Raw genomic sequence first — 26576 nt, 5'->3', positions numbered from 1 at the left:
GGCGGCGGTGGCGGCGCGGGCTCGTTGGTGCCGCCGGTGGGAGCCGGGCCGCCGCTCGTTCCCTGGGACGTGCTCGACCTGGGCGGGGGTGCCGCACCGGCAGTCGGCTGCGCGGCGGCCGCACCGGCCGGCGTACCGGCCGTCGTGCCGGCGGGCTGGCTACCCGGCGGAGGCGAGGCTCCGACGGCCTCGCCGGGCGGCGAGTACGTCTGGTCCCGCGCGCCGATGGCCGGCCCGGGGGCGGCGGGGATCCCGGTCCAGTCGGGTGCCGGGACGGCGCCGGTCGTGTTGCCGATGATCGGCAGGCCGGCCACCGGGATGCCGGAGGCGTAGGCCCGGGCGAGGCCGAGCACCTGGTTCACGTAGCTGTCCGAGTGGTTGTAGGCGAACACCGCCCGGCGCTGCCCGGCGTCGGTCCGCAGGTCGCCGCCGGCCGTGCAGAGGTAGTTGGCGGCCGCGAGCGACACGTCGTCGATGTCGAACGGGTCGGTCGTTCCGTTCCCGTCGGCGTCGACGGCATAGGCGCGCCACGTCGTGGGGATGAACTGCATGGGGCCCATCGCCCGGTCGTACCGGGTGTCGTCGTCCCACTGGCCGCCGTCGCTGTCGGCGATGTAGGCGAACTGCACGCCGTCCAGCGCCGGCCCGAGGACCCTCGGTGTCGCGGTGCCGTCGGGGTTCAGGACGGCCCCGCCGTAGCGGCCGTGGTTGGACTCGACGCGGCCGATCCCGGCCAGCAGTGACCAGTCGATGCCGCAGGACGGCTTCGCGGACGCCATGCGGGCGGCGGCGACGCGGTAGGCGTTGAGGACGACGTTCGGAATGCCGTTGGCGGCGAGCCCGGTGATCTGCGCGGGTGGGGCAGGCTGTCCCTCCGCGGGTCGGGCGGGCAGGCCGGCCAAGGTGATCGCCCCGGGCGGAGCGCCGGCCGACAACCGGTCGAGCGCTGTCGCCGTCGTCTGGGCAGCGGCGCCGGAGAGATCGGCGGCTGCCAGCGCGGGCCGCGGGCCGGGCGGCGGGGCGACGAGCCCGCCCAGCGCGGCAAGGGCCACCGCGACCACGGGCCACCGCCGTCGGTGGATCCGCCGCCGCCTCGGGCGCACCGCGCCCCCTGCGCTACGGATCCGCCGGGCCCCTTCGTCGCCGGTGCCGCTGGGCTCTGCCGGCTCGTCATGGCCGACCCTCGATCTCCGCACCCGTCACTCCCGACGATCTGCCGGCGGCACGTCTTGCCCCCGCAGCCGCCGCGATCTACCCGTGACGCGAGGTTCGCAATCCGGTCCACGCGGACGTCGCCGTTCCGTCGTCACGGGCCGGAGGCGGGTTCGAGGCGCGCCCGGCAGGGATCGAACCTGCGACCAAGTGCTTAGAAGGCACCTGCTCTATCCACTGAGCTACGGGCGCTCGGCTCCAGATCATTCCATCGGCCGTGGCCGACGGGCCGGCAGGCAACGGCGTGGTCATGCCCTGGGGTGAGCCCGTCCACAGGCGGGCCGGTCGTCCACAGATGGTTCGGGCGCCGGTCAGGGCCGACCGGCAGCGGCGAGGGTCGTCTGCACACCGGCACCGCGCCGGCAGCGCGAGTCCGCGCAGCAGCCCGAGGAGCACCATGAACGACACCGAACTGACCGTCGTCGGCAACGTCGTCGACTCGCCCCGGCGCGTCCGGCTGGAGAACAGCGCCGTCACCAACTTCCGGATGGCCTCGACCGCCCGCCGGTACGACACCGGAAAGCAGGAGTTCGTCGACGCCGGCACCCTGTGGGTCGACATCGAGGCGTGGGGCGAGCTCGGCGGCAACGTCGCGCGGAGCATCAGCAAGGGCGACCCGGTGATCGTGCGCGGCACGCTGACCACGCGCAGCTGGGAGTCCGAGGCCGGGCGACGGTCCGCGCCCCAGATCAGGGCGACCGCCGTCGGCCCCAACCTGGCGCGGGGCTGGAGCGACTTCCACCGTCCCGCCCGCGCGGCGCTGGCGAACGGCCAGGAGGCCGGTCGCGAGCCGCAGCCGACGCCGGAGGAGGAGCAGCTGGCCCGCGACCTGGACGAGGCCTCCACCAGCGAGGACTACGGCAGCGGGTCCGGCGCGTTGTACGAGGTGGACTCCGAGAGCTCCTCGCTGGAACCGGCGCGCGTCTAGTTGCCCCGGGCTGGGAGGATCGGAGGCGAGAACGCACGGGGTGGGGCCGCGATCCGGCGGCCCCACCCTCGCTCGCGAGACGACGGAAGGCTTCGAAGCCCAGTGGCTCAGTACATCTACACGATGGTCCGCGCGCGCAAGGCGCACGGCGACAAGGTGATCCTCGACAACGTCACCCTGTCCTTCCTGCCCGGCGCCAAGATCGGCGTGGTCGGCCCCAACGGCGCCGGCAAATCGACCGTGCTCCAGATCATGGCCGGCATGCAGCAGCCGTCCAACGGTGAGGCGGCGCTGGCGCCCGACGCGACGGTCGGCATCCTGCTGCAGGAGCCGCCGCTCAACGAGAACCTCGACGTCCGCGGCAACGTCGAGGAGGCCGTGAAGCCCCTCCGCGACGCGCTGACCCGCTTCGAGGAGGTCAGCGCGGCGATGGGGGAGCCCGACGCCGACTTCGACGCGCTGCTCACCGAGCAGGGCGAGCTCATGGAGGTCATCGAGAACCACGACGGCTGGGAGCTCGACGCCCGCATCGAGCAGGCGATGGACGCCCTGCGCTGCCCGCCCGGCGACGCCGACGTCACCGTCCTGTCCGGTGGTGAGCGCCGCCGTGTCGCCCTGTGCAAGCTGCTGCTCGAGGCGCCCGACCTCCTGCTCCTCGACGAGCCCACCAACCACCTCGACGCCGAGAGCGTCGCGTGGCTGGAGCAGCACCTGGAGAAGTACGCGGGCACCGTCGTCGCCGTCACCCACGACCGGTACTTCCTCGACAACGTCGCCGAGTGGATCCTCGAGCTCGACCGGGGCCGCGCCTACCCCTACGAGGGCAACTACTCCACCTACCTCGAGACCAAGGCCGCCCGCCTGCAGGTCGAGGGCGCCAAGGACGCCAAGCGCGCCAAGCGTCTCAAGGAGGAGCTGGAGTGGGTGCGCTCCGGCGCCAAGGCCCGCCAGGCGAAGAGCAAGGCGCGGCTGGCCCGGTACGAGGAGATGGCCGCCGAGGCCGACAAGTTCCGCAAGCTGGACTTCGAGGAGATCCAGATCCCGCCGGGCCCCCGGCTCGGCAGCGTCGTCGTCGAGACCAGGAAGCTGACCAAGGGTTTCGGCGACCGGGTGCTGATCGACGAGCTGTCCTTCACGCTGCCGCGCAACGGCATCGTCGGTGTCGTCGGCCCCAACGGCGCCGGGAAGACCACGCTGTTCAAGATGCTGGTCGGCGAGGAGAAGCCCGACGACGGCGAGATCAAGGTCGGCGAGACGGTCAAGCTCTCCTACGTCGAGCAGAACCGCGCCGGCATCGACCCGAAGAAGACCCTGTGGCAGGTCGTCTCCGACGGCCTGGACCACATCAAGGTCGGCAACGTCGAGATGCCCTCACGTGCCTACGTCGCCGCCTTCGGGTTCAAGGGCCCCGACCAGCAGAAGCCGGCCGGCGTCCTGTCCGGTGGTGAGCGCAACCGTCTCAACCTCGCCTTGACCCTCAAGCAGGGCGGCAACCTGCTGCTGCTCGACGAGCCGACGAACGACCTGGACGTCGAGACGCTGACCAGCCTCGAGAGCGCCCTGCTGGAGTTCCCCGGCTGCGCCGTCGTGGTCAGCCACGACCGGTGGTTCCTCGACCGCGTCGCGACCCACATCCTCGCCTACGAGGGCGAGTCCAAGTGGTTCTGGTTCGAGGGCAACTTCCAGGACTACGAGAAGAACAAGGTCGACCGGCTCGGCATCGAGGCCACGCGCCCGCACCGCGCGACGTACCGCAAGCTCTCCCGCGACTGACCGGCCGGCTGCCGGGGGTGTTCTGCGCCCCCGGCAGCCGTACGGCAGGGTGTCGCCCGTGAGGCACACCGTGCGGGTTCCCATGCGCTGGTCGGACATGGACGCCTACCAGCACATCAACAACGTGGCCTTCCTCGGCTACTTCGAGATGGCCCGCGTGAGCCTCTTCTTCGAGCACCCCACGCACGACGAGAAGACCGGCATGCGCCGCGGCCTCGTCGTGCACTCGCACGAGATCACCTACAGGCTCCCCGTCGAGTACGACGCCGAGCCGCTGGAGATCCAGATCTGGGTGTCCGGCGTGCGGGCGGCGTCCTTCCTCTGCCACTACGAGGCCTTCGACCACGGCCGGCTCGCCGCCACCGGCCAGACGATGCTCGTGCCGTTCGACTTCGCGCTCAACCGCCCCCGCCGGCTGACCCCGGAGGAGAAGGCCTTCCTCGCCCGCTTCACCGACGAAGCGGCCGCCTGAGCCGGCCGGTCAGACCAGCCGCGGCACCGGGCGGTCGGCACCGGTCGGTGCACCGGCCCGGACGGCCTCCTCCTCGGGCACGGGCCGCACGAGGGAACCCTCGGCGATCGGACCGCCGGCGACCACTGCGGCGTTGATGCCGCCCCGGTGAGCCATCGCCTTCACCAGCCGCACCCCCGTCAGCCGCTCCAGGTGGGTGCAGGGCGGGCATCGCTTCATCCCGAACAGCAGCGCGTCGCCCACCCGGAACCACTGCCCGACGAGCGCGGGCAGGTCGATGCCCGTCGTCACGATGTTGCGGCGGGTGTCCCCGGGGGTGAGCTCGGACGAGGTCTCCGCGGCGACGGCGGCGACGTCGTCCCGGTCGATCAGAGTCACCTGCTTCTCCAGATCCGGGTACTGCGCCCAGGTGCCGCCCCCGAGGGCATAGCGGTCCCCGGCCAGTCCCAGCCCGGCGACGGCGGCGACCGACGAGACCCGGCGCATCGGCTCGGCCGCTGCGCCCGCCAGCCACATCTCGACCACGGAGCCGGCGTCAGGTGGCACGGGGATCCCGTCGCCGCAGGGGCACGTCGTCGGCGCCCCGGGCGTCCAGCGCCTCGCTGACCGTGTGTGCCAGCTGCAGCACCTGGACCAGCAGCGGCACGACCGTCGTCCTCAGGCCCCGCAGGCCCCGCACCGAGCCGCCGCGCGCGGCCTGGGCGTCGCGGATCCGGTCGGCCCGCTCGGCGATCAGCGGGATGAACCGCAGCGCCATGGCGATGACCAGCCCGATGCGAGCCGGGCGGACGCCGACCCACTCCAGCGGCCGGCAGATGCGCTCGACGACGGCCACCATCGCGGTCACCCGCGTGGTCGCGGTGACCACCGCGGCGGCCAGCACCAGCGCCAGCAGCCGCAGGACGGTCAGGGTGCCGGTGAGGACGTCGGTGAGCACCGCGTGCAGGATGAAGATGGCCACCAGCATCCACCGCACCGCGCGGGTCTGGCGGAGGAGCACGGCGGCCGGTAGCCGGGCCACCACCAGCCCGACGACGACGACGGCACCTAGCGCGCCGCACACCACCGGCAGCGTCGGGACGGCGAAGACGAGCACGCTCAGCCCCGCCAGAGCCAGCAGCTTCCAGCCCGCCGGCGTCCGGTGGACGACGGTGCCCCGGGGGACGTACAGCGCCAGCGTCACCGGTGCACCATCAGCGCGCGGTAGGCGGCCACCGAGCTGTCTGGCGGGCCGTCGGCGACCACCCGGCCGGCGTCGAAGACGAGCACCCGGTCGAACCCGTCCAGCAGTTCGAGGTCGTGGGTGACGACGACGACCTGCTGGTCGAGCTCGTCGATGATCTGCGCGACCCGGCGGGTGTTGACCAGATCCAGCAGCGTGGTGGGTTCGTCGAAGACGATCCGGGCCGGGCGCATGACGAGCACGCCGGCGATGGCCAGCAGCTGCTTCTGCCCGCCCGAGAGCAGGTGTGCCGGGTGGTCGGCGTGCCCGGCCAGCCCGTACCGCTCCAGCACCTCCGCGACGCGCGCCGCCCGCTCGGCGGCCGGCACGCCCTGGTTCTCGAGCCCGTAGGCGGCGTCCTCCGCGACCGTCGGGTGCACGATCTGGGCGTCGGGGTCCTGGAAGACGAAGCCCACTCGCCGGCGCACCTCGCGCACGTGGGTGCGGGTGTCGAGGCCGTCGACGAGCACGCTGCCGGTCGCGGGCACCACCAGGCCGTTGAGCAGGCGGGCGAACGTGCTCTTGCCCGAACCGTTGGCGCCGACGATGCCGATCCGGCGCTCGGTCAGGTGCAGATCGACCTCGGAGAGCACCACGCGGTCGCCGTAGACGTGCCGGACCCCGCGCAGCTCGATGCCGCGGGCCGGGTCCGCGACCGGCGCGGTCGTCTCCCGGCGCAGCCTCACTTGAGGGCGACCGCCCGCTGCGGCCGTTCGATGACCGGGTAGCTCCGGCGCACCTGGACCGCGATCACCGCGGCCAGCACCGCCTTGATCCCGTCACCGATCAGGAAGGGCAGCGCGCCGGACACGATCGCCGCCCTCGGCGACAGGTTCGCCATCGCTGCGAGAACCGGAACGCCGATCGCGTAGATGACCAGGATTCCGCCGACGACATTGGCCAGCACGCCCCACGCCAGGTTGTAGCGGGCCCAGAACCGCTCGGTCAGCCACCCGACGACGAACGCCGCGATCGGCCAGCTGATCAGGTAACCCGCGGTCGGCCCGGCGAACACCGCCAGGCCTCCGGTGCCACTGGCGAGCAGCGGCAGGCCGATCGCGACGAGGACCAGGAACAGCAGCTGCGAGAGGAATCCCCGGCGCGCGCCCAGGACGGCCCCGGCCAGCATCACGCCGAGGGTCTGGGCCGTGATCGGGACCGGACCCACCTGGATGGCCGGTACCAGTCCGAGCACCGCGGTGATCGCGGCGAAGAGCGCGATGTAGGCGAGGTCCTTGGTCTTCACAGCAGTCTCCCGGGTGCGGCCGCCGGTGCCGGTCACGCCGGGCGCCGTTGTGGCCCGGAAAGTACCGGAGTGCCGGTAACGGACCCCGCCCGCTCCCGGAACGTGGGCGCCGGTCAGGCGTGCAGCCACACCGCCGCGTCGTCGGGCAGCGTGCCGCCGCCGACGTCGGCACTCGCCAGCAGCACCCGGCCCTCGGGCAGCGGAACGGGCGCGCCGGAGAGGTTCACCAGGCACGCCAGACCGCCGGTCCGGCGGAAGGCCAGGCAGCCCTCGGCCGCCGGCAGCCACTCGAGGTCGCCCGTGAACGCCTGCGACGAGCGCCGCAGCGCCAGGGCCGATCGGTACAGCGACTGCATCGACGCCGGGTTACCCGCCTGCACCTCCGCGGTCAGGCCGGCCCAGCCCTCCGGCATGGGCAGCCAGGTGTCGCGCCGCGACGAGAAGCCGTACGGCGGCTCGCTCCCCGACCACGGCACCGGCACCCGGCAGGCGTCCCGGCCCCGCTGGGTGCGCCCCGACCGTTCCCACACCGGGTCCTGCAGCACCTCGTCGGGCAGGTCGACGTCGGGCAACCCCAGTTCGTCCCCGTTGTAGAGGTACGCCGCGCCGGGCAGGGCCAGCTGCAGCAGCGCCGCCGCCCGCGCGCGGCGGAGTCCGACCGGGCCTCCGCCGTAGCGGGACACGTGCCGCGAGCGGTCGTGGTTGGACAGCACCCAGCAGGCCGGCGCCGGCGTCTCCGCCACGGCGGCCAGCGAGTGGGTCACGGCGTCGCGCAGCGCGTCCGGCTCCCACTCCGCCGACAGCAGCTTGAAGTTGAAGGCGAGCTGCAGCTCGTCTGCCCGGAGATACTGCGCCAGCCGCGCGTCGTCGGACACCCAGACCTCGCCGACGGCCATCGATCTCGGGTACTCGTCGAGCACGGTGCGGATCCTCCGGTGCACGACGTGCACGGCGTCCTGGTCGAAGCGCAGGTCGCCGGGCCCGTGGTCGGCGAGCAGGCCGGTGTCCGAGGTGGGCACCATGTCCGGCAGGCCCTCGGGCTTGGCCATGCCGTGCGCGACGTCGATGCGGAAGCCGTCGACGCCCCGGTCCAGCCAGAACCGCATCGTGGTCTCGAGGTCGGCGAGCACCTCGGGATTGGTGAAGTCCAGGTCCGGCTGCTCCGGCGCGAAGAGGTGCAGGTACCACTGGCCGTCCGGCACACGGGTCCAGGCCGGGCCGCCGAAGACCGACGGCCAGTTGTTCGGCGGCTCGGCCCCGTCCGGCCCGCGGCCGTCGCGGAACAGGTAGCGGGCCCGCTCGGCCGAGCCCGGCGGCGACGCCAGTGCCGCCCGGAACCACTCGTGGTGGTCCGAGGTGTGGTTCGGCACCAGGTCGATCGTCACCCGCAGTCCCAGCAGGTGGGCGTCGGCGAGCAGCGCGTCGAACCCGGCGAGGTCGCCGAACACCGGCTCCACGTCGCGAGGATCGGCGACGTCGTACCCGTGATCGGCCATCGGGGAGGGGTAGAACGGCGTGATCCACACGGCGTCGACACCGAGCTCGGCCAGGTACGGCAGCCGGCTGCGGATGCCGGCCAGGTCGCCGACGCCGTCCCCGTTCCCGTCGGCGAAGCTGCGGATGTAGATCTGGTAGACGACCGCCTCGCGCCACCAGTCGGCGTCCGCGGACAGCGTGGGAGTGCTCGGGTCCGGGTGCACCGGGCTCCTCGGGGGTGTCGTGGCGTGCGGGAGGCGCAGGAACGCCCCGCGGAGGTCAGGCGGGGGAGAGGTCGCTGCCGCCGTCGGGAATGCGGTTCTGCATGCTGCGGGCCGCCATCTCCAGGTAGCCCCAGAGGGTCGCGTCCTGGTCGGGGGAGAGGGCCAGGGAGTCCACGGCGTCCCGCATGTGCCGCAGCCAGGCGTCGCGCTCGGCCGGGCCGATCGCGAACGGGGCGTGCCGCATGCGCAGCCGCGGGTGGCCGCGCTCCTGCGAGTACGTCGTCGGCCCGCCCCAGTACTGCTCGAGGAAGCCGCGGAGCCTCGTCTCGGCGCCGTCCCAGTCGTCCTGGGGGTACAGCGGCGCGAGGACCGGGTCGGTCCGCACACCCGCGTAGAAGCGCGCGACGAGTCGGGTGAAGGTCGGAGCACCGCCGACCTCCTCGTAGAAGGTCCGTGCGGAGGGCAGCGACCGGCTCGACTCGCTCATCCCGACGATGGTCCCCCAGGGGAGCCGGTTGCGGCCATGTGACCCTGCGTACGTCGGAAGGCCACCAGCACCGGGAGTACGGCGATCAGCCCCAGGCCACCCGACAGGGCGACGACGCCGCTCGGTGGCACGCCCTCCGCGGCGAGGCCTGCGGCGAGCGCGCCGATGCCCTGCACGCCGTACAGGCCGCTGACGGCGACGCCGAAGGCCCGCCCCCGGTAGGCGCTCGGCACCGCCTGCACGAAGGTGACGTTCAGCGGGATCACCCACGCCGAGGCCAGGCCGGAGAGGAACTGCAGACCGATCACCGTGGCGAAGGGGATGGTCCCCGGACCGGCGAGCAGCGCCACCAGGCCGGCCACCAGCACGGGGGCCAGCGTCAGCACGACCAGCGGCGCGACCAGCCGCTCGCGGCGGTCCGGCGGGACGAGCCGCCCGATGACCAGCCCGCCGATCGTCGCCCCCAACGGGTTGGCCGCGAGAAGGAGCCCGATGGCCGTCGTCGCCTGCCCGAGCTCGTCCACCAGCGGAGCGGCCACGCCTTCCGAGGCGTAGGCGAACATGGTGCCCAGCCAGAGCACGCCCACGATGGCCAGCAGGCGCGGCGTGCGGCCGATGAACGTCAGCCCGTCCGCCGCGTCCTGCCACAGCGAGCGTTTCCCCCCGCCGCCCTCGGACAGCGGGGCGGGTCTGCGCTTCAGCCGGGCCCAGAGCCACAGGGCGGACAGGGCGAACGTCCCCGCGTCGAGCAGCAGCGCCACGGAGGGGTTGAACACCGCCACCAGGGCCCCGGCGGCGACGAACCCGATGACCTGCGCGAGCTGCAGGCTGATGTTCGACAGCGACGTCGCCACCGCGTACTGGTCGCCCTCGAGGACATCGGCCACGAGCGCCGACCGGGCGGACTCGAACGGGGGCGCGCAGAGCGCGATCAGGAACAAGAGGCCGAGCAGGAGCCAGAGCGGCGCGCCGGGGATCGCCAGCAGCGCGACCAGCACCGCCCGGGCGGCGTCCGTCGCGATGAGGACCCGGTGCCGGGGCAGGCGATCGGCCAGGGTCGAGAGCAGCGGCCCGCCCAGCAGCCAGGGCAGATGGCCGATGGCGAAGGTGATCGCGGACAGCAGCGGGGACCCGGTGCGCTGGTAGACGAGCACCGTGAGCGCCACGCGCGCGAGCTCGTCGCCGATCGTGGAGAGCAGGAAGCTGCCGAACAGCGGCCGGAACTCCCGCACGGCGAAGACCTCGCGGAAGGTCGCCTGCCGTTCCGGTGCGCTGATGGCGGAGCCCTCCTCGGGTGCGGCGCTCAACGGACCCTCGCCGAGGGCGCAGCCGGCGTGCCGACGGCTGCCCGAGCGGCGGTGATCACGACCTGTGAGCGGCTCATCACTTTTAATACTGCCAGGTCCGTTTGCCGATGTGGGGGACGGGGTAACGGTCACACCCCTCGGGGCGACAGGCCGGCGTGCGCGGCCAGGAACGCGAGCTGATCGGCGGCCAGCCCCACCGTCCGGCTCACGGCACGCGCGCCGTGCCCGACCGAGGTCTCCCGCCGGAGCGCGACCGGGGCCTCCGAGGCGGTCGCGTGCTGCAGCGCGGCGGCGAGCTTGCGGCCGTGCAGCGGGTCGACCCGCGTGTCGGACTCGAACGTCGTGAACAGGACCGCCGGATACGCCGTCCCCTCCCGGACGGCGTGGTACGGCGAGTAGCCCAGCAGCCAGCCGAGTTCCGTCGGGTCCTCGGCCGTGCCGTACTCGTCGTTCCAGGTGCGGCCCAGCCCGAAGCGCTCGTACCGGACCATGTCCAGCAGGGGAGCGCTGCAGACGACGGCGGCCGCGAGATCCGGCCGCTGGGTCAGCGTCGCGCCGACCAGCAGGCCCCCGTTCGAGCCGCCCATCACCGCGAGCTGCTGGTGCGTCGTCCAGCCCTGTGCCACCAGGTGCTCCCCGGCGGCGGCGAAGTCGTCGAAGGAGTTCTGCTTGCGCTCCCGCATGCCGGCCCGGTGCCATTCCTCGCCGTGCTCCGACCCGCCGCGCAGGTTGGCCACCGCCCACACGCCCCCGGCCGCCACCCAGGCGAGCGCCTGCGCGGTGTAGGCCGGGGTGAGCGAGACGTTGAAGCCGCCGTAGCCGTAGAGCACGGCCGGCCGCGGCGCGTCGGGGTTGCCCGAACCGGAGAGGACGAAGACGTGGACCGGCGTCCCGTCCGGCGAGGTCGCGTGGGTCTCGATGACGGCCAGCTCCGGGACGTCGCCGGCGACGTCCGCCTCCTCCCAGCTGCTCAGCGCGGTGGGGGAGCCGGCGTCCCAGCGCAGCACCGACGGCGGGGTGGCGTAGTCGGTGTAGCCGATCCACGCCTCGGTCCCGCCCTCCGGCCGGGAGCCGACCCCGGAGACGCTGCCCACGCCCAGCCCGCCGACCTCGGCCACGCGCCCCGAGCCGTTCCCGGCCCAGACCGACAACCGGTCGGTGGCGTCCACGGCATGGACGGCGAGCACCTGGAGCGTTCCGTCCGGCGCGTCGACCAGCGCGACGTCGGAGAGGACGGCGTCCGGCTGCTGCGGGACGACGTCCTGCCAGAACTCGGGCGCCCAGGTGGCCGGATCGGCCGGGTCGGCGACGGCGAGCCGCCAGCGCGGGGTGCCCCGGTCGGACATCAGCCAGAGCCGGCCGTCCCGGGCGACCCACGCGGCGGTCTGCGCGTCGACCCCGACCTGGAACTCGCGCAGCTCGCCGTTCCCGGCCAGATCGGCGATCCAGACGTCGTCCCGCGGCGCGGTTCCCGCCGCGCCGGAGACCACCAGCCAGCGGCCGTCCCGGCTGGTGTGCACGCCGAAGTAGGTGGTGGGGTCGCTGCCCTCGCCGTGCACCAGCACGTCGGTGTCGGCCGGGGCGCCGACCCGGTGACGCCAGACCCGCCGGTGGAACTGCTCCTCGCCGGCGGGCACGTCCTCCGGGGGGAGGCGGCGCACGTAGAACAGCTCCTCGCCGCCGGGCAGCCAGGCGACGGGGGAGTAGCGGCAGCGGTCGACCGGCCCGTCGATCAAGGTCCCGCTCGCGACGTCGAGGACGTGCAGCCGGGACTCCTCGTCCCCGCCGGTGGACACCTGGTACGCCAGCCGGTCGCCCTCCCAGGACGGCGACCACGCGTCGAGCGTCGTCGTCCCGTCGGGGTCGAGGGCCATCGGGTCGAGCAGGACGCGCTCGGTCCCGTCCGCCTCGCGCACCCGCAGGACGGCGTGCTCCTGGCCCGGATCGCGGCGGGTGGAGAAGGCGCGCTCGCCCCGCCACACCGGTACGCCGACCGCGCCCGCGTGCACCAGCTTCTCGAGGCGCGAGGCGAACTCCTCGCGCAGCGGCAGGGCGCCGAGCAGGTCCGCGGTGAGGGCGTCCTGTGCCCGCGACCAGGCCTCGGTGCGGGGGTCCGCGGGGTCCTCGAGCCAGCGGTAGGGGTCGGCGACGCGGTGTCCGTGCAGGTCCTCGACGAGGTCGAGCCGGGGAGCGTCGGGGTAGCGCATCGTGCCCACGGTAGTGCCGGGAGCGCCGTTCCCGGGCCCACCGCAGGAGACGGCGGCGATTTCTGACTGCGCCGATCGTGCCCGGTCGGGTCAGAATGGGGCAGCCCGCGGGTCTCGGAGCCACCGGCGGTCCGCGGCGTCCGGAGGTGATCCGTGCCGCGTGCCGCGTCCGGGTCCGCGTCGGGGGGCCATCCAGGCCTTCGCCGCGACCCGATCCCGTCGATCCTGCCTGCCCCCTCTCCGGGCACCACCGGGGCGACCCTGCTGCTCAACGCCACGTACGAGCCGCTGTGCGTCGTCTCGAGCCGGCGGGCGATCGTGCTGGTCCTCGCTGCGAAGGCCGAGTCGGTCGACGCCACCCAGGACGTGGTGCACGCCGAGACGATCAGCCTCCCGGTGCCCGTCGTGGCGCGGCTGACCCGCTACGTCCGGGTGCCGTTCCCGTCCTCGGTGCCGCTCTCCCGGCGCGCCGTGTTCACCCGGGACGGGCAGACCTGCGTCTACTGCGGGAGCTCGGCCACGAGCATCGACCACGTGGTCCCGCGCAGCCGGGGCGGCACGCACACGTGGGACAACGTCGTGGCCGCCTGCCGCCGGTGCAACCACACCAAGGCCGACCGGTCGCTGGCGGAGATGGGCTGGGCGCTGCCGCATCCACCGCGGACGCCCAGCGGCGCGGCGTGGCGGCTGCTGGGCACCCGATCGGTCGACCCGCGGTGGCGGGAGTGGCTCGGCGTGCCCGAGAGCGTCAGCGCGTGAGCGTGCGAACGCACCGATGAGCAGAGCCATGTCCATGCGGACGACGAGCGCCGGCGAGGAGTGCCCATGAGCTCTCCCGGGACCGCCCGCCGGCTGTGGGCGCTCGGCGAGCCGTTCCACGCGCTCATCTACTTCGCCGACGAGGTCCGGGGGGCGGGCGCGGCGGCGGGGCTGACCGGCTTCTGGCAGACGTACTTCGCCTTCCGGGCCGCCCCGCTCGGCGTCGTCGGGGCCGAGGTGGTGACGGCGACCTTCTACAACTTCGCCCCGTCGTTCGTCGCCGCGCGGGTGCCGGCGGTCTGGGACGCGGTTTCCCCCGCCGGAGCGCTCGGCGCGCGGCTGGCCGGGGTCGACGCCGCCGTCCGCCGGGTCCTGGGCGAGGACTGGCCGGACTCGGCGGAGGCGGCCGAGGCGGCGGACCTGGCCCGCGCCGCGGCCGCCGCGGTGGACCTGCCCGGCCGGCCCCTCGCGGCCGCGAACACGGCCGTCCCGGTGCCGGAGGAACCGCACCTCGCGCTGTGGCAGTGCCTGACCGTGCTGCGCGAACACCGCGGGGACGGGCACAACGCGGCGCTGCTCCAGCGCGAGGTCGACGGCGCCGGCGCGCACGTGCTGGCGGCCGCCGCGGGCCGCAGCCCGCGCGAGTGGCTGCAGCGGGCGCGGGGCTGGGACGACGCCGCCTGGGACGACGCGGTCGAGCGGCTGACCGAGCGGCACTGGCTCGACGGCGACGCCCTGAGCGCCGAGGGACTGACCATGGTCGCCGCGATCGAGGCCGACACCGACCGCCTCGCCCTGGGTCCGTGGCAGGCGCTCGGCGACCCCGGCTGCGACCGGCTCGCGGCGCTCCTCGGCCCGATCCGCCGCGCCGTCGTCGCGGCGGGCGACTGGCCGGTGCACAACCCGATCGGCGTACCGGAGCCGGACTGACGGCCACCATGGCCATTTCGGCCCTGGGTGACGCGGCTCGGCTCTAGGTGACGCGGCTCGGCTCGGCGGGAAACCCCTCGTGGACGCCGTCGGCGAGCACCGTCCGGAGCCGGTCCATCGCGTCCCACACGTCGACGAACCGGGTGTAGAGCGGCGCCGGCCCGAGGCGCAGCCGGTGCGGCGTCCGGAAGTCCGGCACGACCTGGGCCGCGATCAGCGCCTGCGTGAGCTGCCACGCCTGGGGATGGGCCAGGGTGACGTGCGAGCCGCGCCGCTCCGCGTCGCGCGGTGAGGCCAGGAGCACCCCGTGAGGGGCGAGCCAGGCGTCGGCGAGCCCGATCATCAGCGCGGTCATGGTGCGCCCCTTGGCGGCCAGCCGCTCGACCCCCGCCTCCGCCACCAGCCGGGCGCCGACCTCGACGGTGGCCATCCCCAGCACCGGGGGCGTCCCGACGCCGAACCGCTCGATCCCCGGCGCGGGGTCGTACACCGGACCCATCGCGAACTGGTCGCGCTGGCCGAACCACCCCTGGATCGGGGAGCGGAGCTCCTCCTGCAGCTCGCGGCGCACGTAGAGGAAGGCCGGCGCCCCGGGCCCGCCGTTGAGGTACTTGTACGTGCAGCCGACGGCGAGGTCGGCGCCGGAGCCGCTCAGTCCGGCCGGCACGGCGCCGGCCGAGTGCGACAGGTCCCAGAGCACCAGGGCGCCCGCGTCGTGGACCAGCCGGGTGATCGCGGGCAGGTCGGCGAGCGCGCCCGAGCGGTAGGCCACGTGCGAGAGGACGACGACGGCGACCCGCTCGTCGAGCGCCGCGGCCAGCGCCGCCGGGTCGAGACCCTCGTCGAGGTCGGCCGGGACCTCGCGCACGGTCATGCCGCGGTCGCGCGCCACCCCCGCCACGATGTAGCGGTCGGTGGGGAAGTCGTCGGCGCAGGAGACCAGGACGTCGCGTCCGGGCCGCGCCGCCGCACCGGCGACCAGCAGCTTGTAGAGGTTGACGGAGGTCGAGTCGCCGACCAGCACCTCGCCCGGACCGGCTCCCAGCACCCCCTCGGCCAGGATGTCTCCCACCCGCGTGGCCTCGCCGATCCAGGACGCCCACGACCCCACCAGGTCGCGCGCCCACTCCTGCTCGACGACGCGGGCGAGGACGGCCGGGGTGTCCCGCGGCATCCGGCCCAGCGAGTTGCCGTCCAGATAGATCAGCCGGCCGGGGCCGTCGTCCTCGGTTCCGGCGAAGTGTGCGCGGAAGCCGGCCAGGGAGTCGGCCGCGTCGAGAGCCTCGGCGGCGGTGCGGGTCAGGTCCACGGTGTCCTGTCTACGCGATCGGAGGTGAGGGCTAGTTTCCCGTCCATGAACGCTGCTCCGCAGGGGAACGGGAACGCTGCCGCGTGCTCAGGCACCCGGCTGCACGACCTCACCGCGCTGGAGCAGGCCGCCGCCGTCCGGGCCGGCGACGTGAGCCCGACGGAACTCGTGGAGCACTCGCTCGCGCGGATCGAGGCACTGGACGCCGGGCTGGGCGCCTTTCTCACCGTGACGCCGGATCGTGCACTCGCGGCGGCCCGCCGGGCGGAGGCGATTATCCGGCGGGGCGGCGAGCTCCCGCCGCTGCTCGGCGTCCCGACCGCGATCAAGGACCTGAACAACACCGCCGGCGTCCGGACGACGTTCGGGTCACGGGTGATGGCCGATTTCGTCCCGGCCATGGACGACGCCGTCGTGACCAAGCTCGCCGCCGCCGGCACGATCTCGCTCGGCAAATCGAACACCCCTGAGTTCGGATTTCCCTGCTACACCGACAACGACCTGGCCGGCCCCGCCCGCTGCCCGTGGGACCCCTCCCGGCTGGCCGGTGGGTCCAGCGGTGGTGCGGCGGTCGCGGTGGCGGCCGGGATGGTGCCCTTCGCGCAGGGCAGCGACGGCGGCGGATCGATCCGCATCCCGGCGAGCATCAACGGGCTTTTCGGCGTCAAGCCGACCCGCGGCCGGATCAGCAATGCCCCGTACGGCGCCGACGTGACGGGGCTGGGCACCAACGGGCCGCTGGCCAGGACGGTCCGGGACGCCGCCGCGATGCTCGACGCCATGGCCGGACCGGTGCTCGGCGACCCGTTCTGGGCCCCGCCGCTGCCGCCGGGGGAGTCCTTCCTCGGCTGGGCCGACCGCCCGCCGGGACAGCTGCGGATCGGCCGCTGGCTGCAGTCGCCGATGCCGGGGATCGAGCTGGAACCGGAGGTGCTGGCGGCGTTCGAGGACGCGTCGCGGCTGCTCGAGGACCTCGGGCACCGGGTCGACGACGTTCCGGAGGGGTTGCTGGGCCCGGACGTGCTGCCCTCGTTCGAGGGGGTGTGGGCCCTGTCCGGCGCGACCCTGCCCGTCCCGCCCGAACGGGCCGGTGAGCTCCGGCCGCTGACCCGGGAGCTGCGGGGGCGCGGGCTCGCGATGTCCGCGCAGACGGCCATGGAGTCGATGCTGGCCCTGCGGCTGTTCTCCCGGCGGTTCCTGCAGGCGACGGTGGAGTACGACGTCCTCCTGGCCCCGGTGTGCACCATGACGCCCCGGCCGCTGGGCTGGTTCGACGCCGACGGCGACGGCGCGGAGGACTTCGAGCGGCAGAAGCGCTATGCCTCGTTCACCGCGCTGTTCAACGTGACCGGGCAGCCTGCCGTGAGCGTGCCGCTGCACTGGACGCCCGACGGACTGCCCGTCGGCACGATGCTCGTCGGGCGCCCGGCGGACGAGGCGACGCTGTTCGCGCTGTCCGCCCAGCTCGAGGAAGCCAGGCCATGGGCACACCTGCACCCCGCGTCGTGGGAGGACGACCGGTGATCAGCGGCCCGTGCCGGTAGGTTGTCGCCCGTGAACGTGGCCGAGACCATCATCGTCTTCGTCGGCATCCCGCTGGGGTTCGTCGTCCTGCTGGCGCTGCTCATCTTCCTTCCCGGGCGCAAGCGGCCGCGCTACAAGCCCGGGCAGCCGTGGGAGCACGCGCCGGTCTGGTACGAGCCGCATCCCGAGCACGGCCCGGCCGCGGGCGGGCACGGCACCCCCGGGCACGAGGGCCAGACCAAGGCCATCGGGTCGTCGGTCTACGGCGAGCCCAGCCACGACGCACACGGCTCCCAGGAGCACGCGCACGGCGCCGCCACCGCCGCCCCCCGCGCGGTGTCCGCCGGCCCGCTCGGCGGCGCCCGTGGGACCTGGTGAGGAACGCACCATGACCGACGCCCACGCACCCACGACCGACGCACCCACGACCGACGCACCCACGACCGACGCACCCGGAGGCCGGCGATGACCCGCGCGCTCGAGGCCGAGTCCCACGACACGGCGACGGCCCAGACCGCACCCGCCCGCACCGACGAGGCCACCGACGACGGTGCGGACCAGCTCTTCAGCTACCAGGAGCTGGGGCGTCTCGACGAGGCGCTCACCATGTCCTCCCGGGAGACCGGGCTGCGCTTCACGCTGTACATCGGCGACCTGGGCAGGCAGACGCGCGTCACGGCCGAGGACCTGCACGCGCGGTCGGGCCAGAACCCGACCGACGCCGTCCTCATCGCCGTCTCACCCGGCCAGCGGGTCGTCGAGGTGGTCACCGGGGCCGGCGCCGGGCGGCGGCTGCCGGACCGTGCCTGCGCGCTCGCCGTGCTGTCGATGACCGGGTCCTTCGCCGCCGGCGACCTGATCGGCGGGATCATCAACGGCCTGCGCCAGCTGTCCGACCAGGCTGGCCACCCCTCGGCCCTGCGCCACCCCCACCACTGACCTCGGGGTCCGCACCGGGCGCCGCGCCCCCCGAGACGAGGGAGCCCGCGGCTCCGTCAGCGTCCGGGAACCCGGCACGCCTGTCCCGCAGGGAATGCTCGGCCCGGTAGCGGGTCGGCGTGGTACCGAAAGACGCGCGGAACGCGCGGCTGAAGCTGGCCGGATCGGCGAAGCCCCAGCGCCGCGCGATGACGGCAACCGGCACGTCTGTCGCGGCGGAGGACAGGTCGCGGCGGCACCGCTCCAGCCGCTGAGCCCGGATCCGCAGGCCGACCGTCCAGCTCGCCTCGGCGAAGAGCCGGTGCAGATGCCGGGTGGAGAGGAAGTGGCTGCGCGCGATCTGCGCCGGGCCGAGTCCTGGGTCGGCCAGGTGCTCGGCGATGTAGTCGTCGATCCGCCGCAGTAGATCCGATGACCCGGCCTGCCCCGCGGGGAGGCCCGGACTCTCCCCGGCGACCGTCGCGACGAGTTCCGCGACCTCCTCGGCAATCCGTGTGCCGCCGGCGAGACTCAACCGAGGCGGTGCCGAAGCGAGGTCCTGCAACATCCGTCCGACGATGCCGCCGATCCCGGCGACGCCGTCCAGGGAGCGCGCCGTCATCCGGTGCGATGCCGCGGGCGAGAGCGCGACCATCGGACGGCTCCAGGTGAACACCTGGAGCTGCCAGTCGCCGGAGAGGTCCCAGACGAAGGGGCGGTCGGTCTCGTAGACGGCGTACCCGCCGGGTGCGAGCCGTGCCTCCCGGCCGTCCTGGCTCAGCACGGCGGCGCCCCGGGTGAGCAGGCCGACCTGGAACAACGCCTCGGAGTCCCTGCTGGCCAACCCGGCGGTGCGGCGGCAGACCTGGCTCGTGGAGTCGACGGTGGCCACGTCGAGGTGGCCCACCCGCGTGTTGCGCACCGTGCCGGTGAAGCGTTCGGGCTCCGGGGCGGCGATCTCCAGCGCCACGAACCGCTCGCGGACGAGGTCGCGCCAGCCTGCGAGACGGGACGTGGTCGCAGTGGAGCTCTCGGGATCTGCCATGGCGGCTCGCAGGTGGTGGGTGTGGCGCACCGTAGGACGGCTCCGCGGCGAGGGTCAACGGGCCGGCTCGTCACGGGCTGTCAAGGATTCGGCGGCGGAAGTCAAGGCACGGCGCGGAGCCGGCGCGACACTGCGGTTCGACCGCTCGCGAGGAGGACGACGATGCCCGCAATCGAGACCCCTGCCGGTGCCACCGTCGTCCGCGGTGCCTGCCCGCACGACTGCCCGGACACCTGCGCGATGCTGGTGACGGTGGCCGACGGCCGGGCGCTGGAGGTACGCGGCGACCCGGAGCATCCCTTCACCCGTGGCGGGCTCTGCGTCAAGGTCAACAACTACGTGGACAAGGTCTACGAAGCGACCCGGGTGCTGTACCCCCTGCGCCGCTCCGGTCCGAAAGGCAGCGGGCGCTTCGAGCGGATCACCTGGGACGCCGCCCTCGACGAGATCGCCGGGCGGTTCCGCGCGGCCGCCGAAAAGCGCGGACCCGAGGCGATCATGCCGGTCAGCTACCTGGGCACCGAGGGCATCCTCAACGGGCTCAACGTCGGCGACCCCTTCTTCAACCGGCTGGGCGCGACGATCTCTGAGCGCACCTACTGCGACTCCGGCGCCTGTACCGCCTACACGATGACCATCGGGGCGACGGCCGGCGTCGACCCCGAGAGCCTGGTGCACTCCCGCTACATCGTGGTGTGGGCCTGCAACATCATGTCGACCAACCTGCATCTGTGGCCGTTCGTCGCCGAAGCACAGCGGCGCGGGGCCAAGGTCGTGGTCATCGACCCGGTCCGGCACCGGACGGCGAAGGCGGCCGATTGGTACCTCCCGATCCGGCCGGGCACCGACGGGGCGCTCGCGCTGGCGATGATGCACGTGATCATCGGTGAGGGGTTGACCGATGAGGCCTACGTGCGAGATCACTCCGTCGGATTCCACGAGCTCGCCGAGCGTGTGCGGCAGTACACCCCTGAGTGGGCTGCCGAGGAGACCGGAATCGCCGCTGAGGACATCCGCACCCTCGCCCGGGAGTACGCCACCTCGCAGCCGTCGATGATCCGCATCGGCGTGGCCATCGAGCGACAGGCCGGTGGCGGGCAGACCGTGCGGTCCATCGCCTGTCTGCCGGCCCTCGTGGGCGCGTGGCGGCAGGTCGGCGGGGGACTGCTCCAGCTGCCGCTGTGGGCCTTCCCGGTCAACTGGGGTGCACTGATGCACCCGGAGCTGCAAACACCGGGTACCCGGATCGTCAACCAGTTCCTCCTGGGCCGGGCGCTGACCGGCGAGCTGGAGCTGGACCCCCCGATCACCGTGCTGATGGTCTACAACTCCAACCCGATGGTGGTCTGCCCCGAGCAGGCGAAGGTGGCTGCCGGGCTGGCACGCGAGGACCTGTTCACCGTGGTGAGCGACCACTTCCTCACCGACACCGCCCGGTTCGCCGACATCGTCCTGCCGGCCACGACGCAGCTCGAGCAGCAGGACATCATGTTCAGCTGGGGCCACTTCTACGTCTCGCTGAACACCCCTGCGATCGCGCCACTGGGCGAAGCGGTGCCCAACACCGAGCTGTTCCGGCGCCTGGCCGCGCGGATGGGCTTCGACGAGCCCTGCTTCACCCGTACCGACGACGAGATGATCGCGGAGGCTTTCGACTGGTCGGCGCCGGCGATGACCGGCATCACCGTCGACTCGCTGCGCCGGACCGGATGGGCCCGGCTGAACCTGCCCTCGGCCGACGAGTACGCCCCGCACGCAGAGGGCAACTTCCCGACGCCGTCGGGGAAGACCGAGTTCCGGTCGTCGGTCGCCGAACAGGCCGGCAACTTCGTTCTCCCGCTGTTCCGCCAGGGATCGAACGAATATCAGCCCGGTGGCGTCGTCGACCCGTTGCCGCACTACATCCCGCCGCGCGAGACGGCCGACACCGGCTACCGGCTGAACCTGATCTCGCCGAAGTCACACGCGTACCTCAACTCGAGCGCCGGCGACCAGGCACACCAGAAGCGGGTGCAGGGCGAGCCGACCGTGGCCATCCATCCGCGCGACGCCGAGGATCGCGGACTGGTCGACGGTCAGTACGTGCGGGTGCACAACGACCGAGGCGCGTTCGTGGTGCTCGCCCGGGTCACCGACGAGGTGGCGCCGGGGGTGGTGATGTCGCAGATGGGCGCCTGGCCCAAGAACACCAAGGAGAACGCCACGGTCAACGCGGTCACCCCCTTCGTCTTCGCCGACCTCGGCAACGCTCCGACGTTCTCCGACACCCGCGTGGAGGTCAGCCCGGTCTGATCCCCGGCCGCCAGGGACGACCGCCCGGTGCGAGGCGCTCCGACGAGTGGGGGCCGGAGGCTCCCGCGAGGAGGAGCGGGTAGGGCTCATCGTCGGTGGGGGACGGCTGCTGGTCGCGGTGTCGGCCGGTAGGCCGACAGATCACAGAGCGTCCCGCTCGCGGGCGCGCAGCGCCCGGACGATGCCGTCGCGGCCCTCGGAGACCAGCCGGCGCAGGGGTGCCGGGTGCCCGGGGTCGGCGAGCCAGGCGTCGGCAGCGGTGATCGTGCGCGGCTCGACGACCGGCGGGAACAGGTACTGCACGGCATTCTTGGCGATCTCACCCGGGCGCCGGTCCCACAGCGGCCGGATGTCGGTGAAGTAGCGGTCGACGTAGTCGGCGGTGAGCTCGCGCTGAGCCGGGTGCCAGAAGCCCAGCAGGAGCGCCTCGTGCACCGCGTTCGGCACCGAGTCGTCGTGGAAGACCCGGCGCCAGGTCTCCTCCTTCGACGCCGCGGTCGGCCGGAGCGCCCGCGCGGTGGCGGCCCGCCGGATGCCGGTGGCCGTCGCGTCGCGCTCCTCCTCCGCGTCGATGTCCGCGTCGCCGGCCGCCCCGATCGCGACGAGCCCGGAGAGGAAGGCCCAACGTGCGTCCGCGTCGACGGCGAGCCCCTCGAGGACCTTCGAGCCGTCCAGCAGGCTCCGCAGGACGGCGGCGTGGTCCTCGCTGCGGGCGGCGCCGGCGAACGTGCGGGACCACTGCAGCTGCATGTCGCTGCCGGGGGGCGCGGCCTCCAGGGAGGCGAGCGCATGGTCGGCGAGCTGGGTCCAGCCGGTGTCGGCCCACGAGGGGTCGGCGTAGGAGCGCAGCGCCACGTGCACCCGCGTCAGCAGTGACTGGACGACGCTGATCTCGCTCTCGGCGTCCACACCGGCAAGCACCAGCTGCACCCACTCGCGGGCGGGCAGCTCGGCGTCACGCGTCATGTCCCAGGCGGCCGACCAGCACAGCGCCCGGGCCAGCGAGTCGGGCATCGCGCCGATGCGGTCGCGCAGCGTCGCCAGGGACCGCTCGTCGAGGCGCAGCTTGGCGTAGGTGAGGTCGTCGTCGTTGACCAGCACGAGGTCGGCGGCCGGGTGGCCCACCAGGTCGGGCACCTCGGTCCGGGCACCGGCGACGTCCAGCTCCACCCGGGAGCTGCGGGTCAGGCCGTCGGGACCCTCGCTGTAGAGGCCGACCGCCAGCCGGTGGTTGCGCAGGACCGGGTGGTCGGCCACGGCGGTCTGGTCGATGGCGAAGGACGCGTACCGGCCGTCGTCGGTCAGCTCGAACACCGGGCGCAGGGTGTTCACCTGGCTCGTGCGCAGCCACTGGTCGGCCCACTCGGACAGGTCCCGCCCCGAGCTCTCCGACAGGGGCGTCAGCAGGTCGGCCAGCGTGGTGTTGCCGTACTCGTGCCGCCGGAAGTACCGCCGCACGCCGGCGAGGAACTCGTCCTGGCCGACGTAGGCGACCAGCTGCTTGAGCACCGAGGCGCCCTTGGCGTAGGTGATGCCGTCGAAGTTCACCTCGACGGCGGCGACGTCGGGGATGTCCGCGGCGATCGGGTGGGTGGAGGGGAGCTGGTCCTGGGCGTAGGCCCACGCCTTCTCGCTGTTGGCGAAGGTCGTCCAGGCGGTCGTGAACTCGGTCGCCTCGGCCTGGCACAGGGTGCTGATGTAGGTGGCGAACGACTCGTTGAGCCACAGGTCGTCCCACCAGCGCATGGTGACCAGGTCGCCGAACCACATGTGGGCGAGCTCGTGCAGGATCGTCTCCGCACGCCGCTCGTACGTCGCGCGGCTGACCTTCGAGCGGAAGACGTAGTCCTCGAGGAAGGTCACCGCCCCCGCGTTCTCCATGGCGCCGGCGTTGAACTCGGGCACGAAGAGCTGGTCGTACTTGTCGAACGGGTACGGGTAGTCGAAGACCTTGTGGAACCAGTCGAAGCCCTGCTTGGTGACGGCGAAGAGCTCGTCGGCGTCCAGGTACTTCGCCAGGGACGCGCGGCAGTAGAGGCCGAGGGGGATGCCCTCGTGCGCGTCGGTCACCCGGGCGTAGGGGCCGGCGATGAGGGCGACGAGGTAGGTCGAGATCCGCTTGGTCGGCGTGAAGTGGACCAGCTGCGAGCCGGCCGGCCCTGCCTCGATGGTGCGACCGCCGGTGTTGGACACCACCTGCCAGTCGAAGGGCGCGACGACGTGCAGCGTGAACGCGGCCTTCAGGTCGGGCTGGTCGAAGCAGGCGAACATCCGCTTGGCGTCGGCCGGCTCGAACTGGGTGTAGAGGTAGACCTGCCCGTCCTCCGGGTCCTGGAAGCGGTGCAGCCCCTCCCCGGTGTTGGAGTAGCGGCAGTCGGCGGTGACGACCAGCGTGTTCTGCTCGGTCAGCCCGGGGAGCGGCAGTCCGCCGTCCTCGGTGTAGGCGCTGACGTCGAGCTCGGTGCCGTTGAGCGTGGCCGAGTGGACCGTCTCGGCGATCAGGTCGATGAACGTGGCCGCTCCCGGCTCGCGGCAGCTGAACTCGACGGTCGTCGTAGACCGGAAGGTCTCGGCACCCGGGTGCCCGGCGCCGTCGGTGACGTCGAGCTGCAGGTCGTAGCTCTGCAGCGTGAGGAGTTCGGCGCGGGCAGCCGCGTCGGTGCGGGTCAGGTTGGATACGGCCACGCCGCGCAGCTTTCCATGAAGCGACGACACGTTCCCGGGACGCTCAGGTGCAGGTCGGGAACAAGCCGTGCCGGATCCGGATTGGCACCGGTGAGCAGGCCGCCGCGATCGGGTGGCCCCCGGCCCGAGGAGCACCCATGACCGAGGCAGTGCAGACCGCCCCCACGAAGGCCCGCGTCGACTTCTGGTTCGACCCGCTGTGTCCTTGGGCCTGGCTGACCAGCCGATGGGTCCTCGAGGCGGCCAAGGTCCGCGACATCGACCTGCACTGGCACGTCATGTCGCTGGCCGTGCTCAACCGCGGCCGTGACCTGCCGGAGGAGTACCAGGAGATGATGGCCAAGGCCATCGGCCCGGTGCGGGTGGCGATCGCGGCCGCCGAGCAGCACGGGGACGCCGTCCTCGGTGACCTGTACACGGCGATGGGCACGCTGCGGCACCACGAGAAGCTCGAGCTCGAGGACATCATCGCCCCGGCACTGGAGCGGGTCGGCCTCCCCGCGGAGCTCGCCGAGGCGGCGTCGTCCACCGACTACGACGCGGCGCTCGAGAAGAGCCACCACGAGGGCATGGACCCGGTCGGCGAGGACGTCGGCACCCCGGTCATGCACATCGACGGCGTGGCGTTCTTCGGTCCCGTCATCAGCCGGGTCCCGACCGGTGAGGATGCGGGCAAGGCCCTCGACGGCGCCGTACTGCTCGCCAACCTGCCCGACTTCTGGGAGCTCAAGCGCACCCGCACCTCCGGCCCCGACATGCAGTCGGTGCCCGCCGACGCCCTGGAGCTGACCGGCCGCCGCTGACCCGTCCGGCCCGCAGGCGCCGACGTCGGGGAAGGTGGTGCCTGCGGCCGCTTCGAGGGCCCTTCTTCCCCGAAGTTGCGAGGCCACCCGCCCCGGACGGCGCGGTCGAGGCCGCTTGGCATGATCATCCGATGCCGCGTCCCCTCCGTCAGCGCATCCTGATCACCGGCGCCAGCTCCGGCCTCGGCGAGGGCATGGCCCGCCGGTTCGCGGCGATGGGCCGCGACCTGGCGCTCGCCGCCCGTCGCACCGACCGGCTGGACGCGCTGCAGGAGGAACTGCTCGCCGCCCACCCCGGCATCCGGGTGGAGACGGCGGCGATGGACGTCGACGACCCCGAGTCCGTCGCGCGGGTCGTGCCCGAGCTGGTCGCTCGCCTCGGCGGGCTCGACCGGTTCGTCGTCAACGCGGGCATCGGCAAGGGTGCGTCGATCGGCACGGGCAAGGCGTGGGCGAACCGCGCCGTCCTGCACACGAACGTCCTCGGCGCGCACGCCCAGTGCGAGGCGGCGATGGAGGTCTTCCGCGCCCAGGGCGCCGGGCACCTCGTGCTGGTCTCCTCCGTGGCCAGCGTCCGGGGGATGCGGGAGACGCGCACGGCGTACGGCGCGAGCAAGGCCGCGGTGAACGCGCTCGGCGAGGGCATCCGGTCCGACGTCTGGGGCACCGGGATCACCGTGACGACGCTCCTGCCGGGCTACATCGCGACCGACATCAACGTCGGCCGCCGCGGCCCGTTCACCGTCGACCTGGACACCGGCGTCGACGCGCTGATCGCCGCGATCGAGAAGGAGCCGGTGCGGGCGTTCGTCCCCGCCTGGCCGTGGACGCCGATCGCCCGCCTGCTCCGGGTGCTCCCGCTGTCCGTGGTCCGCCGGCTCACTTGATCCGGGACTTTCCGCGCGGAAAGTCCTCAGCCAGGTCGGGACGACGCGATCCGCATCGTCGCCGCGTCGTACGGACCGTCCTCCGGTCGTCCGTTGCGCAGTGCGGCGAGCACCGCCAACAGTTCCTCGCGCTGGTCGGCCACGAAGCCGGCGTCCACCACGTCGCCGTGCCCGGGCACCACCGGACCGCGGGCCATGGCATGCAGCCGCCCGAGGGTCGCCGGCCACTCCGCCGGGAACGCGTCGTCGAACGACGGCGGAGCGCCCTCCTCGACCAGGTCGCCCGCGAAGATCACCGTGTGGTCGCCCGCGTCCTCCACCTCGACGACGAGATCGGAGTCGGTGTGGCCGAGGCCGAGGTAGCGCAGCACCACCTCGCGGCCGCCGACGTCGAGCACGGCGACGTCGTCGACGAGCTGGTCCGGTGGATCGACCGGTGCGGCCTGCACGAGGTCGGCCGCCGGGTCCCCGGCGGCGCGGAGCTGCGCGACGACGTCGGCCCGCTGCCGCTCCCCGGTGGTGAGCAGAGCCGCGGCGCACCCGCGCGAGCCCCATACCGGGGCCGGCCGGAACGCGGCGTTGCCGAAGCAGTGGTCGTAGTGCGCGTGGGTGTTGACGACCGTCCACGGGTGCGGCGTGACGGACCGGACGGCGGTGATCAGGTCGGCCGCCTCGCCGAGGTGGGAGCGGGTGTCGATCACCAGGCACGCACCGTCGCCGACCACCAGGCCGCAGTTGAGGTCCAGCTCCGCGTGCCGCCGCACGAAGACGCCGTCGGCGATCTCCTGCCAGCCGGTCATCGGAGCGCCGCCGGAGGCGTCGGGTCCCCCACTGGCGGTGTCGGGCTCCCCGTTTGAGGCGTCGGGGTTC

Annotated in this window: 24 protein-coding genes and 1 tRNA gene; 11 read left to right on the top strand and 14 right to left on the bottom strand. The window is 73.3% G+C overall.

Features of this window, described 5'->3' with window-relative positions; translation table 11 throughout:
* Positions 1-1061 (bottom strand): lytic murein transglycosylase (locus tag E4P39_RS19260; RefSeq protein WP_135138198.1); only part of this gene is annotated, 1061 nt, incomplete at its 3' end.
* A gap of 270 nt (positions 1062-1331) precedes the next feature.
* Positions 1332-1404: transfer RNA gene (locus E4P39_RS19255), tRNA-Arg, on the bottom strand.
* A gap of 205 nt (positions 1405-1609) precedes the next feature.
* Here E4P39_RS19255 and E4P39_RS19250 point away from each other — a divergent pair.
* From E4P39_RS19250 to E4P39_RS19240, 3 genes are all read left to right on the top strand, one after another.
* On the top strand, positions 1610-2140 hold the full coding sequence (locus E4P39_RS19250; protein WP_135138197.1) for a single-stranded DNA-binding protein: 531 nt from the start codon (positions 1610-1612) through the stop codon (positions 2138-2140).
* A 102-nt stretch (positions 2141-2242) separates the two neighbouring features.
* The gene (gene ettA, locus E4P39_RS19245) at positions 2243-3913 is read left to right on the top strand and encodes an energy-dependent translational throttle protein EttA (RefSeq protein WP_135138196.1); all 1671 of its coding nucleotides are present in this window, start codon (positions 2243-2245) and stop codon (positions 3911-3913) included.
* Positions 3914-3971: 58 nt separating this feature from the next.
* Positions 3972-4385, top strand: a complete 414-nt coding sequence (locus E4P39_RS19240) for a thioesterase family protein (protein WP_135138195.1) — start codon at positions 3972-3974, stop codon at positions 4383-4385.
* Between the two features lie 9 nt (positions 4386-4394).
* On the opposite strand, the gene E4P39_RS19235 is transcribed toward E4P39_RS19240, so the two are convergent.
* The 8 genes from E4P39_RS19235 to E4P39_RS19200 form a co-directional block, all read right to left on the bottom strand.
* Positions 4395-4931 carry an MOSC domain-containing protein gene (locus E4P39_RS19235; RefSeq protein ID WP_245159963.1) on the bottom strand — a complete coding sequence of 179 codons (537 nt, stop codon included), beginning with the start codon at positions 4929-4931 and terminating at the stop codon, positions 4395-4397.
* Positions 4921-5568, bottom strand: coding sequence for an energy-coupling factor transporter transmembrane protein EcfT (locus E4P39_RS19230; protein ID WP_135138194.1), 648 nt, complete (start codon positions 5566-5568; stop codon positions 4921-4923). The genes E4P39_RS19235 and E4P39_RS19230 overlap by 11 nt, the downstream gene beginning before the upstream one ends.
* On the bottom strand, positions 5565-6293 hold the full coding sequence (locus tag E4P39_RS19225) for an ABC transporter ATP-binding protein (protein ID WP_209306625.1): 729 nt from the start codon (positions 6291-6293) through the stop codon (positions 5565-5567). The genes E4P39_RS19230 and E4P39_RS19225 overlap by 4 nt, the downstream gene beginning before the upstream one ends.
* On the bottom strand, positions 6290-6853 hold the full coding sequence (locus E4P39_RS19220; RefSeq protein ID WP_135138193.1) for a biotin transporter BioY: 564 nt from the start codon (positions 6851-6853) through the stop codon (positions 6290-6292). The genes E4P39_RS19225 and E4P39_RS19220 overlap by 4 nt, the downstream gene beginning before the upstream one ends.
* A 113-nt stretch (positions 6854-6966) precedes the next feature.
* Positions 6967-8553 carry a glycoside hydrolase family 13 protein gene (locus E4P39_RS19215; RefSeq protein ID WP_135138192.1) on the bottom strand — a complete coding sequence of 529 codons (1587 nt, stop codon included), beginning with the start codon at positions 8551-8553 and terminating at the stop codon, positions 6967-6969.
* Between the two features lie 55 nt (positions 8554-8608).
* Positions 8609-9040 (bottom strand): globin, encoded by a 432-nt coding sequence (locus E4P39_RS19210; protein WP_135138191.1) that lies wholly within the window; start codon positions 9038-9040, stop codon positions 8609-8611.
* Entirely contained in the window at positions 9037-10347 is a 1311-nt protein-coding gene (locus tag E4P39_RS19205; protein WP_245159962.1) for an MFS transporter, read from the bottom strand. Before E4P39_RS19205 ends, E4P39_RS19210 begins: the two co-directional genes overlap by 4 nt.
* 128 nt (positions 10348-10475) lie before the next feature.
* Positions 10476-12554 carry a prolyl oligopeptidase family serine peptidase gene (locus E4P39_RS19200; protein ID WP_135138190.1) on the bottom strand — a complete coding sequence of 693 codons (2079 nt, stop codon included), beginning with the start codon at positions 12552-12554 and terminating at the stop codon, positions 10476-10478.
* A gap of 153 nt (positions 12555-12707) precedes the next feature.
* Here E4P39_RS19200 and E4P39_RS19195 point away from each other — a divergent pair, with 153 nt between their 5' ends.
* Complete coding sequence (locus tag E4P39_RS19195) at positions 12708-13313, top strand: HNH endonuclease (RefSeq protein ID WP_245159961.1); 606 nt, start codon at positions 12708-12710, stop codon at positions 13311-13313.
* Positions 13314-13379: 66 nt separating this feature from the next.
* Positions 13380-14243, top strand: coding sequence for a hypothetical protein (locus E4P39_RS19190; protein ID WP_135138189.1), 864 nt, complete (start codon positions 13380-13382; stop codon positions 14241-14243).
* Positions 14244-14286: 43 nt separating this feature from the next.
* On the opposite strand, the gene kynU is transcribed toward E4P39_RS19190, so the two are convergent.
* A complete protein-coding gene (gene kynU, locus E4P39_RS19185) occupies positions 14287-15552 on the bottom strand; it encodes a kynureninase (protein WP_135138188.1) in 1266 nt (421 codons plus the stop codon).
* Positions 15553-15597: 45 nt separating this feature from the next.
* Between kynU and E4P39_RS19180 the strand changes: the two genes are divergently transcribed.
* The 3 genes from E4P39_RS19180 (at position 15598) to E4P39_RS19170 (ending at position 18015) form a co-directional block, all read left to right on the top strand.
* Complete coding sequence (locus E4P39_RS19180; protein WP_135138187.1) at positions 15598-17076, top strand: amidase; 1479 nt, start codon at positions 15598-15600, stop codon at positions 17074-17076.
* Positions 17077-17106: 30 nt separating this feature from the next.
* Positions 17107-17454: a hypothetical protein gene (locus E4P39_RS19175; RefSeq protein ID WP_135138186.1), complete on the top strand. Its 348-nt coding sequence runs from the start codon at positions 17107-17109 to the stop codon at positions 17452-17454.
* An 87-nt stretch (positions 17455-17541) separates the two neighbouring features.
* Positions 17542-18015, top strand: coding sequence for a DUF5130 family protein (locus E4P39_RS19170; protein ID WP_135138185.1), 474 nt, complete (start codon positions 17542-17544; stop codon positions 18013-18015).
* Here E4P39_RS19170 and E4P39_RS19165 read toward each other — a convergent pair.
* On the bottom strand, positions 17948-19039 hold the full coding sequence (locus E4P39_RS19165; protein WP_135138184.1) for a helix-turn-helix domain-containing protein: 1092 nt from the start codon (positions 19037-19039) through the stop codon (positions 17948-17950). The genes E4P39_RS19170 and E4P39_RS19165 overlap by 68 nt on opposite strands.
* Before the next feature lie 162 nt (positions 19040-19201).
* Here E4P39_RS19165 and E4P39_RS19160 point away from each other — a divergent pair, with 162 nt between their 5' ends.
* A complete protein-coding gene (locus E4P39_RS19160; RefSeq protein ID WP_135138183.1) occupies positions 19202-21331 on the top strand; it encodes a molybdopterin-dependent oxidoreductase in 2130 nt (709 codons plus the stop codon).
* Positions 21332-21472: 141 nt separating this feature from the next.
* On the opposite strand, the gene pepN is transcribed toward E4P39_RS19160, so the two are convergent.
* On the bottom strand, positions 21473-24016 hold the full coding sequence (gene pepN / locus E4P39_RS19155; RefSeq protein WP_135138182.1) for an aminopeptidase N: 2544 nt from the start codon (positions 24014-24016) through the stop codon (positions 21473-21475).
* Positions 24017-24153: 137 nt separating this feature from the next.
* On the opposite strand from pepN, the gene E4P39_RS19150 reads away from it, so the two are divergent.
* Both E4P39_RS19150 and E4P39_RS19145 read left to right on the top strand, forming a co-directional pair.
* On the top strand, positions 24154-24819 hold the full coding sequence (locus E4P39_RS19150; RefSeq protein ID WP_135138181.1) for a DsbA family protein: 666 nt from the start codon (positions 24154-24156) through the stop codon (positions 24817-24819).
* A gap of 131 nt (positions 24820-24950) precedes the next feature.
* The gene (locus tag E4P39_RS19145) at positions 24951-25706 is read left to right on the top strand and encodes an SDR family oxidoreductase (protein ID WP_135138180.1); all 756 of its coding nucleotides are present in this window, start codon (positions 24951-24953) and stop codon (positions 25704-25706) included.
* Between the two features lie 26 nt (positions 25707-25732).
* On the opposite strand, the gene E4P39_RS19140 is transcribed toward E4P39_RS19145, so the two are convergent.
* Positions 25733-26506 (bottom strand): MBL fold metallo-hydrolase, encoded by a 774-nt coding sequence (locus tag E4P39_RS19140; protein ID WP_135138179.1) that lies wholly within the window; start codon positions 26504-26506, stop codon positions 25733-25735.
* Positions 26507-26576 lie beyond the last annotated feature (70 nt).

The organism is Blastococcus sp. CT_GayMR19 (assembly GCF_004570385.1).
In the GTDB taxonomy this organism is placed as follows: Bacteria; Actinomycetota; Actinomycetes; order Mycobacteriales; family Geodermatophilaceae; genus Blastococcus_B.
This window is presented reverse-complemented; position numbering and strand designations above follow the sequence as displayed.

What these genes read in the sequence shown, in the direction of transcription:
- E4P39_RS19145 (WP_135138180.1), top strand. Translation starts at nt 24,951, where the DNA reads ATGCCGCGTCCCCTCCGTCAGCGCATCCTGATCACCGGCGCCAGCTCC.
- E4P39_RS19150 (WP_135138181.1), top strand. Translation starts at nt 24,154, where the DNA reads ATGACCGAGGCAGTGCAGACCGCCCCCACGAAGGCCCGCGTCGACTTC.
- E4P39_RS19210 (WP_135138191.1), bottom strand. Translation starts at nt 9,040, where the DNA reads ATGAGCGAGTCGAGCCGGTCGCTGCCCTCCGCACGGACCTTCTACGAG.
- E4P39_RS19190 (WP_135138189.1), top strand. Translation starts at nt 13,380, where the DNA reads ATGAGCTCTCCCGGGACCGCCCGCCGGCTGTGGGCGCTCGGCGAGCCG.
- E4P39_RS19160 (WP_135138183.1), top strand. Translation starts at nt 19,202, where the DNA reads ATGCCCGCAATCGAGACCCCTGCCGGTGCCACCGTCGTCCGCGGTGCC.
- E4P39_RS19200 (WP_135138190.1), bottom strand. Translation starts at nt 12,554, where the DNA reads ATGCGCTACCCCGACGCTCCCCGGCTCGACCTCGTCGAGGACCTGCAC.
- E4P39_RS19170 (WP_135138185.1), top strand. Translation starts at nt 17,542, where the DNA reads ATGACCCGCGCGCTCGAGGCCGAGTCCCACGACACGGCGACGGCCCAG.
- E4P39_RS19165 (WP_135138184.1), bottom strand. Translation starts at nt 19,039, where the DNA reads ATGGCAGATCCCGAGAGCTCCACTGCGACCACGTCCCGTCTCGCAGGC.
- E4P39_RS19250 (WP_135138197.1), top strand. Translation starts at nt 1,610, where the DNA reads ATGAACGACACCGAACTGACCGTCGTCGGCAACGTCGTCGACTCGCCC.
- E4P39_RS19140 (WP_135138179.1), bottom strand. Translation starts at nt 26,506, where the DNA reads ATGACCGGCTGGCAGGAGATCGCCGACGGCGTCTTCGTGCGGCGGCAC.
- E4P39_RS19180 (WP_135138187.1), top strand. Translation starts at nt 15,598, where the DNA reads ATGAACGCTGCTCCGCAGGGGAACGGGAACGCTGCCGCGTGCTCAGGC.